The following is an 11,759-nucleotide window of genomic DNA, read 5'->3' as shown; positions in this document are numbered from 1 at the left end:
TAGCATTATGAATTTAGAAATAATAACTCCAGAAAAAAACGTTTTTAATGGCGAAGTAGATTCAGTTATACTTCCGGGTAAAAACGGTCAGTTTCAAGTTTTGAAAGATCACGCTCCTATGGTGAGTACGCTAAAAACGGGCGATTTGGTTTATGAAATTGGAAACAAGAAAGAAACCATTGTAGTAGATGGTGGAGTTTTACAAGTATTTAATAACAAAGTTTTGGTTTTGGCCGAGGCTGTGGTTTAACAGATATTTATTCTTTGAGAAAAAGGTTGAGGCTATTGTGGTCTCAACCTTTTTTTGTTTTAGGCATTTTAGATATTTAATAAAAATTTTTAAAAAATATCGAATTAAGGAAAATGATGCCTTATTTTTGCAATAAAAAACCTTTCTTTTATGAAAAAACTATTTCTGCTGCTGGCTCTCTGTCAGAGTTTGGTCTATGCTCAAACGCCCATTCCTTTAAATGATTTATCTTCATTTGTATCTAAATCTACCAATTGGAGGATTGTAGGTGATGTAAACGTGGATATTGATAAAAAGAATACAGTTATTTCTGTTGCTGGTACTGGTGTACTTCTTTGTGAGCATGAACAAGGTAAATATGGCTTGGATTATGATCTATTTAGCAAATTAGAACATGGAGATTTAGACATAGAATTTGACTTTATGATGGCCAAAGGCTCAAATTCAGGAGTATATCTTCAAGGTAGATATGAGATTCAACTAAACGATAGTTGGGGAGCAAACGTTCCTAAGTATTATGATTGTGGCGGTATTTACGAACGTTGGAACGACAGCAAACCAGATGGCCAAAAAGGTTACGAAGGCTACGCACCTCGATTCAATGCTTACAAGGCTCCTGGTCTTTGGCAAAACATGAAAATATCTTTCCAGGCACCAAGATTTGACGCAAATGGGAAGAAAATTGCGAATGCTAAAATTCTTTCCATCAAACTCAATAATGTCTTACTTCATGAAAATGTGGAGCTTTCGGGTGTAACGCGTGGAAGTATTTCACAAGAAGAAACTAAAAGTGGTCCATTGAGAATACAAGGAGACCACGGTTCAGTAGCTTTTAGAAATATCATGGTAAGTCAATATGATAAAACTCCAGGCAAAGTGTCAGATTTGAGTTACAAAGTTTACTATGGAAACTACATGCACGATCTTGACTTATCAACATTAAAGATAGATGAGCGTGGCAAAACAGAAGACCTTACTTGGGAAGTTACAAAAAAACAAAACGATTATGTTTTTGTAATTAAAGGAACATACACAGCTCCTTTGGCCGGTAAATATACTTTTTATACTCAATTAGGAGGAAATAGTACTCTGAAAATTGATAACAAGGAGATCTTGGGTAACAATTGGACATTAGCCTCTCAGCAGCGTCAGGCGAGTATTGAACTTACAGCAGGAGAGCATACTTTCGAGATTTTCAATAACAAGAGAGATGGTTGGATAAAACCTGCTCTGGGTTTTTGGTCTGAAGGTCCGGGATTCAGAAGCACTGCTCATCACGTGGTAGGCTCTTTGATAGCTTCTAAGCCAAGCGATCCAATTTTGGTGGAAGCAAATACCAATACTTCGCTTAGAAGTTTCATGGATTTTAAGAAATCACCAAATGACAAGAATTTTAGAATTGTACACGCTATATCGGTGGGTTCGCCTGAGAAAATGCATTACACTTACGATTTGGACAAAGGAGCGATTGTTCAAATTTGGAAAGGACAGTTTCTAGATGCCACTCCAATGTGGGAGGACAGGGGAGATGGTTCCTCTAGGCCATTGGGAAGTGTAACATTACTTAATCACGATTTGACCTTGACGAACAACCAAAATTCTTCATGGCCTAAAGATACTGTTGGTACGGGCTATAAACCAATGGGTTATATCTTAGATGAAAACGATTTGCCGACTTTCAAGTACAAGATTTTTGGTTCTGATGTACAAGACAAAATCAGAATTGCTGACAATAAAATGTTTACCAGAGAGATAAGTCTTTCAAAGTCAGGGAATATAGTGGCACGAATAGCAGAAGGCTCGAAAATAGAAAAAGTAGCAGAAGGCCTTTATGCTGTAGATGGTAAAACTTATTTTATCAGAACGGCCAGCCCGGCGACCATAAAAAATGGTAATGAGTTAGTAGCTAGTCCAGTGGACAACAAAATTATTTATTCAATCATATTCTAAAAATTCGATAGAGATGAAAATTAAAATATTGGGATTTTTATTCCTGATGTCTTGTGGTGTCTGGGCCCAAGAATCGCCAAAAGAAGAGGATTATTACAAAATAGTGACCTTGCCGGTGCCTGAGGGTATTCTACTTGAGGTGGGTGGTGTCACGATGATGCCGAACGGCTCAATGGCATTGGCCACACGAAGAGGAGATATCTGGGTGGTAGAAAACCCAAGTTCTAGAAACCCATACTTCAGGAAGTTTGCCTCTGGACTTCATGAAGTGCTTGGTTTAGTTTATAAGGATGGTTCGTTTTATTGTGCTCAAAGAGGAGAACTGACCAAATTGACCGACAAAAATGGTGACGGGAAAGCTGATAGCTATGAAACTATTCATGCATGGGAAGTTTCGGGGCATTATCACGAATATTCTTTCGGACCGAAAATTGCTCCAGATGGTGGATTTTTTGTGAGTGGAAACGTGGCTTTTGGCGATGAGGAATGGTGGAGAGGAGAGGCTAGAGCCAAAACGAGAGGTTCGATTTTTAAGATTTACGAAGACGGTAGTTATGAGCCATGGGCCGCAGGTATGCGTTCGCCAGCAGGTTTGGGAATGATAGATGGGGAACTTTTCTATTCTGACAACCAAGGTGATTGGATGGGTTCTGGTGGTATTTGGCATGTGAAAAAGGGAGCTTTTGTGGGTCATCCTGCTAGTTTGAAATGGACCACTATGCAAAATTCGCCTGTTAAACTTACAGAGGAACAATTTTTTGCGGAAAGAGACAATAGAAAAGTAAGAAATGCCTCAGGTTATTATATCAAACCTGAAAATGTGGTGGATGAGAAATTCAAAATGCTTTACGAATTGAAAGAAAAGTATCCGATGGTTCAAACTCCTGTGGTTTGGTTGCCTCATGGAATTTTGGGTATTTCTAATTCTGAAATCATTAGAGACGAAACTAACGGTGATTTTGGACCTTTTGCGGGACAAGTTTTTATTGGTGACCAAGGCCAGTCTAAGATTATGCGTGTATTTATGGAGAAAGTCAATGGTGAATTTCAAGGAGCCGCTTGGGATTTTCGTGGAGGTTTTCAATCAGGTGTGATGAGAATGACTTTCTCGCCAGACGGATCGATGTTTGTGGGCGAAACCAACCGTGGTTGGGGAAGTGCAGGCGATGCTAATCAGGGATTGCAAAGATTGGTTTGGAACGGTAAAGTGCCTTTCGAAATGTTAACGTGTAAGGCCATGCCTGATGGTTTTGAGATAAACTTCACTATGCCTGTTGACAGAAAATCTGCTGAAGATTTGGCCTCAATAGCCGCAAGTAGCTTTATTTACAAACACCATCCAGTTTATGGTTCACCACCTGTTAACAGACAAGATTTGAAAGTGAAAGGTGTAAAGCTTAGCGAAGATGGCAAAACTTTGAGAATAGTGATTGACGGGCTTCGTCCATATTACATCCATGAGCTCAATCTTGAAGGAATTCGTTCTGCTTCAAACTCTTGGTCTTTGGTACATCCAACGGTTTATTATACGCTTAATTCAATTCCGACAGGAAATAAATTGGCTGCCAATGATTTGAAGACTTTTGATTCAGGCAAATCAAAAGCAACTGCACCATCTAAGACTGCCAAAGAAGTGGTATCGCCAGATGGGAAAGGTAAGCCAACGGCAGCCATTACGACAGCAAAAGCTGCTCCAGTGACGTTTGCTACAATTAAACCATTGTTGCAAAAACACACCTGTTTGGCTTGTCATGCTGAAGACAAGAAAGTGGTGGGACCTGCGTTTAAAGAGATAGCAAAACGTAAATATACCAACGAGAAAATCGTACAATTGATTTATAATCCAAAACCGGAGAACTGGCCGGATTTTGCTACTCCGATGGCTCCTATGCCGCAAGTACCAAGGAAAGATGCACTAACGATAGCTAGTTATATAAACTCCCTGAAATAACAAAAAGAGGCTGGAGCATCGCTCCAGCCTCTTTTCATTAAAGCCATTTAGATTATTTTAAAGCAGTCTTAAAGGGCTCAAAGGTTTTCAATTTTGCTAAATCCGCCTCACTTACTTTGAAAGAGAAGAGGTCGTTGGAAGGACAAGTACAAGCTGAACAATATATTTTGTCATCTTGCGTATTTTTGAATTCTTTCAAATTACTTACTCCTTTATCTTTCAAAAATAATTTGAATCTTTCCTCTCTCGAAAGGTTTCCTTTGTTGGTGTAAGCAGCCTCATCCCATGGTTCTGAGCATTGGGTAGGCTTGTAACTTACTGCGAAGTTTTCTCCAACTACTACTTCTGTTTGTTCGCAAGAAGTAAATGTGAAAGCCATTATGGCCAATAATGTTAGCATTTTCATTTGTAATGTTGTTTTTTTCTTATTGACCCCGAAAGACGCTTGAGCGTTGGAATTTATTTGAATAAATCTTCAATCTTGATTTCGCTCTGTACCCGACTCAGTTTATACTCGTTTTCTAAAAGTCCAAAAACAGTTACGAAAGTTATGAAAATCGATTTTCTAGTTTTGGTTTTTTCTTTGAAAATTTGAATTTTGTTGGCGATGTTTTCGGAGACGATTTTTTAAATATTCGCAGCCAAAACAACCATAAATGTATACATTTTGGATGCGGATAAATAATTATTGACAGCCATTTTACCAGCAAAAATATATAAAATGGCTGCGAATATAAATATTAAAGTATTGATAGATAGTAAATTAGGTGTTAATTTATTTTGAAAGTATTCTCTATTATTGATAAATATTCTAATGGGTTTTAGCTAGAAATATTTGATTCAGTTTATGTTATTCTTAGGATATAAAACTTTAATGGAAATACTTACATTTTATTAATCCATTTTATTTCTTCAATGGTCTTAGTTAATGGTAGTTTGAGCTGTTCATTAATAGCGGTTAATAGTACTTCTTCATTAAAGCTAAGTTGGTTTTTTTTTGATTTTTTTGTAAAAATGAAAATTTCCTTTATTTCTAGTAGTGTCCAAGAAATTGAATTATCAATATTGAATTCTAGAGAATCTGTTATAATTGACAAATAACAACTAAAACCACTTCTACTTGAAGTATTGACGATTTTTATTTCTACATTTTCTAGGTTCTCGGTTAATTTCTTTTCTAATTCTCCTTCTAAATAAGTAAGTCTAATTTCAGCCCCATTGGATTGTACTTCTCTTAAGTATATGTCAGAAAACTTTGATTGAAACCATAGTTTATGATAAATAAAACCAAAAAGAAAAATAATGAAAACAATAAAAAAGCTAGCTCCAAAATTTCTTGTTTTTAGTAAACTGATAATTAAAACTAATCCAAATAGAAGTACAATTTGTTTTAAACCAAATTTATTATTTCTATCTTTTTCCGAAATGTAATCATGAGAAATATGAAGGGTATTTTCCAAAGTTTCTATTTTTAATCCAAAAATTGCTTTACATAATTCCTTGCAGTTCTGATGGCCGCATGCACATCTTCCTGACTACCTTCGTAGGCTTTGTCTTCTACTTCTATCACCACGGGACCTCGGTAGCGGATGTCTGTCAATGCCGCAAAGAATGCCCTCCAGTTTACATCGCCCAATCCTGGGAGCTTTGGAGAATGATATTCTAGCGGATTGGCCAAAATTCCTACTCTGTCGAGTTTGTCTCTGTACACTTTTACGTCTTTGATATGGACATGGTGCAAACGGTCTTTGTATTGATAAATCGGTTTGATTTCGTCCATCATCTGAAAAATCATGTGCGAGGGGTCATAATTTAATCCAAAAAGTGGGGTAGGGAAGGTTTGGAACATTCTGTCCCACACGGCAGGAGAAATCGCCAAGTTTTTACCTCCTGGCCATTCGTCATTTGTAAAAAACATTGGGCAGTTTTCTATGCCTATTTTTATGTCTTCTTGTTCAGCAGTTTCTATGATAGGTTTCCAAAGTTTTTTGAACAATTCGAGGTTGTCTTGCATGTTAAGTGCTTGATTTCTACCTATGAAAGTATTCATAACTGGCACACCCAATTGGTTGCAGGCTCTTATGATTTTCTTGATGTGTTCAATATAGAATTCAGACTTTTTGGTGTCGGCATCAAGAGGGTTGGGGTAATAGCCCAAACCAGAGATGCTGATATTTTTTTGTTTCAAGTATCCGTTGATGTAGTTGATGTCCATGTTTTCCACATCGATATGTGTCACACCTGCGTATCTGCGAGCATCCGCCGAATTGCCCGGCCAGCACATCATTTCCACACATTTGAAATCATTATTTGCCGCAAAATCGACAACTCCCTCAAAACTCGAATCTGCAAGTATGGCAGACACAAAACCTAGTTTTAGCATATTTAAGGTATCTTATATATTGAAATTTTAAATTTACGCCACCAAAAGCTCCAAACTCCTTAAGGCTTTACCACTTTCAAGGGATTCCTTCGCTTGGGCTATTCCTTCTTCTATTTTTATGTCTTGTGCTACACTCAATGCTATTGCCGCATTGATAATTACGGTGTCGGTTTGGGCTTTTGTTGCTTGGTTTTTCAGGATATCGATCATGATTTTTCCCGATTCTTCTAAAGTATCTCCTCCTGAAAGTTCTTTAGCATTGATTTTTTCGAAATTGAAATTTGAAGGGCTCAGTAAATCATCAATTTGTCCGTTCGCAAATCTGAAGTCCCCTGTCAACGATACCTCATCATAGCCATCCAGAGCATGCAAAACGCCAAATTTTGTCCCAGACGAAAGGAAAAGATTTTTGTAAAGTTCAAAAGTTTTCTGGTCAAAAACCCCGCTGAGTTGCTTTTGTACTTTGGCTGGGTTCATCAATGGCCCGAGTATATTAAAAAAGGTTTTTATACCCAGTTCTTTACGTATAGGACCCACAAACCGCATGGCCGGATGAAAAAGTGGGGCGTGGAGGTAACATATACCGGCTTTTTCGATTTTAGACCTCAGATAATCGGCATCATTGGTAAATTTTACACCCAAATGCTCCAATACGGTACTGCTGCCTACCAATGAACTCACACCATGATTGCCATGTTTGGCCACTTTTTGGCCGGCTCCAGCCACCACAAATGCCGCTGTCGTAGATATATTGAAAGTGTCTTTGCCATCGCCGCCAGTGCCGCATACGTCCATAGCGTCAAATTCGCTCAGGTCTATGCCAATGGCCAACTCCAACATGCCTTCTCTAAAGCCTTTTAGCTCCTCCACCGCAATGCCTTTTTGTTGTATTCCCATCAAAAAAGCGGCTATTTGTGCAGGATTTATTTCACCCGATCCGATTTTGAGTATGGCATCTCGCGATTCTTCAAGGTTCAAATCGGTGGCTGAAATAAGGCTTTCGAGGAGTTTTTTCATTAATACTTTTTTTGGAATCTAAAATAAGTACACGAAAGAGGATTTATCAAAACAAACTTTCATTATTTGCTAAAAACAAAAAAAAGAGTGCCTCCACGACACTCCCTTAAACGAATTATTTGACAAATTTAACGAAATTACATTTTCTGGGTAAAACCGAACAATGTGTGAATTGTCAATCTTTTTTGTTTTCTTTTTAATAGATTTCAATTTCTGTGCCATAATTTCTAAATTTGTTGATTATGGAAAAAAACTGGAATTTTAAACCCACACCAACGCAGTCAGATGATCTCCAAATTGTAGGAGATTTGGTAAATCAACTCTCTGTGTCCAAGTCGATGGCTACCATGCTTTGGCAGAGAGGCGTGAAGGATTTTGATGAAGCCAAACACTTTTTCAGACCTCAAATCGAAGATTTACATGATCCATTCTTGATGAAGGATATGGATGTGGCCGTAGAAAGGCTCATAAAAGCAATAGATGAAAATGAGAAAATCTTGATTTTCGGAGATTATGACGTAGATGGAACCACAGCTGTGGCCTTATTTTATGGTTTTCTGAAAAATTATTACCCCAACATCGAGTATTACAACCCTGACAGATACAAAGAAGGATATGGGATTTCCAATTTAGGAATAGATTATGCTGCCGAGATTGGGGCATCGTTGATGATTAGCCTTGATTGTGGCATAAAGTCCATCGACAAAATTGTATACGCCCAAACCAAATACGGTATAGACTTTATTATCTGTGATCACCACGAACCGGGTGATGAACTCCCAGCAGCTGTGGCGGTTTTAGACCCAAAACGTAACGATTGTCCTTATCCTTTCAAAGAATTAACAGGTAATGGGGTTGGTTTTAAGTTACTTACGGCATTTTGTATTCGAAAAGGAATACCTATCGAAAATCTATTTGAATTTCTTGATTTGGCCATGGTCAGTATTGCTTCTGATATAGTTCCTATCATCGGTGAAAATCGAATCTTGGCCTATTTTGGACTTAAAAAAATCAATGAAAACCCTAGAACTGGTCTGAAGGCACTCAAACAAGTGGCGGGTTTTTCAGGTGAAATGAGTATTGAAAATGTGGTTTTTGTTCTTGGACCAAGAATAAATGCTGCAGGAAGGATAAAACATGCCAAGGCCGCTGTACAATTGCTCTTGGCCGATGATTTTGATGAAGCACTTGCGTTTGCTTACGAAATTCAAGCCAACAACACCGAGCGAAAAGGCCATGATTCCCGTATTACCGAGGAAGCTTTAGATATGATTCGGAAAGACGATTGGTTGCTCAATATGGCTAAAAGTACGGTTTTGTTTTCGGAAAATTGGCACAAAGGAGTCATTGGCATTGTGGCGTCAAGGTGTATCGAAAACTTTCACAGACCCACCATCATCTTCACAAAATCAGGAGATAAAACAGCAGCTGGCTCTGCTCGTTCGGTTCCAGGCTTTGATTTATATGCGGCCATAGAACGAAGTGCACATTTACTGATACAGTTTGGTGGGCACATGCATGCTGCTGGGATGACCATCGAAATAGATAAAATTGATGAATTTAGAGCTCATTTTGATCAAATAGTGAACGAAATGATTTTGGAGGAGCATTTGGTTCCGAAAATCAACATTGATATCAAAATAGATTTGTCTGAAATCAGTCCGAAGTTTTACAGAATCATGAAGCAAATGGCTCCTTTTGGTCCTCACAATATGCAGCCCATTTTTGTTTCTGAGAACCTTTCTTTATCGGCAGAGCCAAGAATTTTAAAAGAAAAACACCTAAAATTAGAGATTTTGGATGAAGACACGGGCTCAGTTTTTTCGGCCATTGGCTTCGGAATGGTGGACGATTTTTATCAAGGTCTAAAAGCTGGGAACAAATTCAGCATGGCGTATTCGATTGAGGAAAATACGTTTAGAGATAAAACAACTTTGCAGTTGTTTGTGCGGGATATAAAGTTTTAGGAACCGCCTAACATTTTTTAACATCCTCACTTAAAGAATAAATTGGTATTTTTACATCCAAATTGATACAGAATGATATTACGCACCGAAAATCTTATAAAAAAATACGGACAAAGGCTCGTGAACAATGAAGTGAGTTACCAGGTAGCTCAGGGAGAAATTGTTGGGCTTTTAGGGCCGAATGGTGCTGGTAAAACTACCTCTTTTTATATGGCGGTAGGTTTGGTTAAGCCCAATGAGGGCAAAATTTGGTTGGATGATGTCGATATCACTAGTCTGCCGATGTACAAAAGAGCAAAACTAGGAATTGGTTATTTGGCTCAAGAGGCTTCCGTGTTCAGAGATTTGACTGTTGAAGAAAACATTCTGGGCGTAATGGAACTGGCTTTGCCAAAAATGACCAATCAAGAGCGAAAAGAAAAAACGGAGTCGCTTTTGGAGGAATTCAGCCTTACACATGTTCGCAAAAACAAGGGTATTGTGCTTTCGGGTGGTGAGCGAAGGAGAACCGAAATTGCCCGGGCTTTGGCGGTTGATCCAAAATTTATCTTATTGGATGAGCCTTTTGCAGGAGTCGACCCTATTGCAGTAGAAGAAATACAAAGTATAGTGGCCAAGCTAAAACATCGAAACATTGGAATACTGATAACCGACCACAACGTAAACGAAACACTTTCCATTACGGATCGTGCATATTTGCTTTTCGAAGGTAAAATTCTGAGACAAGGTACTGCAGAGGAATTGGCGGCTGATGAGTTGGTGAGAAAGGTGTATTTGGGTATGAATTTCGAGTTGAAACGTAAGTTTTAAACATAAAAAAGACGAGATTATTGGTCTCGCCTTTTCTTGAATATTTATTTCTAAAAATATTATTTCTTAGTCGAATCAGCTGCTGCAGGTTTTTTGCCAGAATTTTTGTATTCCTCGTTAAGACCTTTCAAAACGTCTTGAGTGATATCCAAATCTTCTTTGGCATACAATACACCACCACCTTTTGAGTAGCCAATAACCATATCAAACTTGTTTCCTGAGTTATATTTTTTCAAGTAGGTCTGAATGTTTGTCAACAATTCGTCTGTTTTTTTAGCTTGTTCTTGTTGCAAGTTTCCTGCTGCATTATCTCTAAACATCATGATGTCTTGCTCTTTTTGTTGAAGGGCCAGCTGAGTGCTTTTTCCTTGCTCTTCGGTCATTCCACCGGCTTGTGCACGTCTTTGAAACAAAGCCACTTCGTTTTGGAACGATTGTGTTCTTTTTGCCAAGTCGTTTTCAAGAGCAAATCTTTTGCTGTCGAATTCTTTCACTACGTCTTTGTAATATTCGTAGTTGTTCAATAATGTATCTGTGTTTACATATACAATTCTTCCTGAAGGTTGACCGCCAGTTTTTGAGTCACCAGCTGCTTTGTCGCAACCCAAAATGGCCATCGAAAGACCTAAAAATAGTAAGCTTATTTTTTTCATTTAAATGTTTTATTTTCTGAATAAGGGTGCAAATATAATTATTTATCGAAAATTATGGAGATTTTCTGAGGTCTAAATATTTATAAATCGGATAATTATCCTAATCGAATTTAATTTGGATTGTTTTTTGGTAGAGTAGGGTTGGTTATTGTTTTTCTTTGATTAAAATAATAAATTTAAAATGATAATTCTCATAAAGAAAAATCTGAAACTTATTCTGTCCTTAGTTTTGATTTACTGTTTCATTTTTTTCTTTTCAAGTTATTTGGAATCCCCAGGAAAGGATGAAATTACTTTGGATAAAATTGAGTTTCGTTTCGAGCAAAGCAAGGCACTTGTTGAAGAGAGGGGGGGATTTAGAGGGTCTACTTTAAATAGAAGAAAACTATTTGGTTTTAATTCTGATTCTTTGAAATTTGACGGAAAAATTGTTGGATCAAAGAAAACTTTTTTATTCTCGGGACTAGGTGTTAAACAAGGAACAAATTGGCAAATTGTTAATATTTCCTTTATTCCAGAATAAAAAGAGATGTGTTAAAACTTAGTTGATTTGGAAATTGGTATTTTCAAATTAGAAATATCATTCCTGCGAAGTTTATTACCTTCTTCGTTGTCTAAAGCGTATAATTAGCCAAATGGAATTTAATTTGGATTGTTTTTGGTAGAGAAAATTTTATCAAATGTTGCACTCATCTCCTGAATTCTCCGTATAATTGAAATAAATGAATGGCAAAACTCAAAATATCTTACTTCGTCAAAGACCGAAATACACTATTAC

Annotated in this window: 11 protein-coding genes; 6 read left to right on the top strand and 5 right to left on the bottom strand. The window is 37.5% G+C overall.

The features are described 5' to 3' along the window. The first annotated feature begins 7 nt into the window (after positions 1-7). The 3 genes from atpC to EGI31_RS24410 all read left to right on the top strand — a co-directional run bounded on the left by atpC (position 8) and on the right by EGI31_RS24410 (position 4,151). The gene (atpC, locus tag EGI31_RS24420; RefSeq protein ID WP_255039821.1) at positions 8-250 is read left to right on the top strand and encodes an ATP synthase F1 subunit epsilon; all 243 of its coding nucleotides are present in this window, start codon (positions 8-10) and stop codon (positions 248-250) included. Positions 251-400: 150 nt separating this feature from the next. Further along, on the top strand, positions 401-2,200 hold the full coding sequence (locus EGI31_RS24415; protein ID WP_255039820.1) for a 3-keto-alpha-glucoside-1,2-lyase-like domain-containing protein: 1,800 nt from the start codon (positions 401-403) through the stop codon (positions 2,198-2,200). A gap of 13 nt (positions 2,201-2,213) precedes the next feature. Next, the gene (locus tag EGI31_RS24410) at positions 2,214-4,151 is read left to right on the top strand and encodes a c-type cytochrome (RefSeq protein WP_255039819.1); all 1,938 of its coding nucleotides are present in this window, start codon (positions 2,214-2,216) and stop codon (positions 4,149-4,151) included. A gap of 52 nt (positions 4,152-4,203) precedes the next feature. On the opposite strand, the gene EGI31_RS24405 is transcribed toward EGI31_RS24410, so the two are convergent. The 4 genes from EGI31_RS24405 to trpD form a co-directional block, all read right to left on the bottom strand. Further along, positions 4,204-4,557 (bottom strand): hypothetical protein, encoded by a 354-nt coding sequence (locus EGI31_RS24405; protein WP_255039818.1) that lies wholly within the window; start codon positions 4,555-4,557, stop codon positions 4,204-4,206. Between the two features lie 478 nt (positions 4,558-5,035). Next, a complete protein-coding gene (locus tag EGI31_RS24400) occupies positions 5,036-5,611 on the bottom strand; it encodes a hypothetical protein (protein WP_255039817.1) in 576 nt (191 codons plus the stop codon). Between the two features lie 11 nt (positions 5,612-5,622). Continuing rightward, a complete protein-coding gene (locus tag EGI31_RS24395) occupies positions 5,623-6,534 on the bottom strand; it encodes a sugar phosphate isomerase/epimerase family protein (RefSeq protein WP_255039816.1) in 912 nt (303 codons plus the stop codon). A 33-nt stretch (positions 6,535-6,567) separates the two neighbouring features. Then, the gene (trpD, locus tag EGI31_RS24390) at positions 6,568-7,551 is read right to left on the bottom strand and encodes an anthranilate phosphoribosyltransferase (RefSeq protein ID WP_255039815.1); all 984 of its coding nucleotides are present in this window, start codon (positions 7,549-7,551) and stop codon (positions 6,568-6,570) included. A 242-nt stretch (positions 7,552-7,793) separates the two neighbouring features. Here trpD and recJ point away from each other — a divergent pair, with 242 nt between their 5' ends. Both recJ and lptB read left to right on the top strand, forming a co-directional pair. Next, positions 7,794-9,518: a single-stranded-DNA-specific exonuclease RecJ gene (gene recJ / locus EGI31_RS24385; RefSeq protein WP_255039814.1), complete on the top strand. Its 1,725-nt coding sequence runs from the start codon at positions 7,794-7,796 to the stop codon at positions 9,516-9,518. A gap of 72 nt (positions 9,519-9,590) precedes the next feature. Continuing rightward, on the top strand, positions 9,591-10,328 hold the full coding sequence (lptB, locus tag EGI31_RS24380; protein ID WP_255039813.1) for an LPS export ABC transporter ATP-binding protein: 738 nt from the start codon (positions 9,591-9,593) through the stop codon (positions 10,326-10,328). 59 nt (positions 10,329-10,387) lie between these two features. Here the strand turns inward: lptB and EGI31_RS24375 are convergent, their stop codons facing one another. Beyond that, positions 10,388-10,981, bottom strand: coding sequence for an OmpH/Skp family outer membrane protein (locus EGI31_RS24375; RefSeq protein WP_255039812.1), 594 nt, complete (start codon positions 10,979-10,981; stop codon positions 10,388-10,390). 181 nt (positions 10,982-11,162) lie between these two features. Here EGI31_RS24375 and EGI31_RS24370 point away from each other — a divergent pair, with 181 nt between their 5' ends. After that, on the top strand, positions 11,163-11,504 hold the full coding sequence (locus EGI31_RS24370) for a hypothetical protein (RefSeq protein ID WP_255039811.1): 342 nt from the start codon (positions 11,163-11,165) through the stop codon (positions 11,502-11,504). Positions 11,505-11,759: the final 255 nt, after the last annotated feature.

This window comes from Lacihabitans soyangensis (assembly GCF_024343775.1).
Taxonomy (GTDB): domain Bacteria; phylum Bacteroidota; class Bacteroidia; order Cytophagales; family Spirosomataceae; genus Leadbetterella; species Leadbetterella soyangensis.
This window is presented reverse-complemented; position numbering and strand designations above follow the sequence as displayed.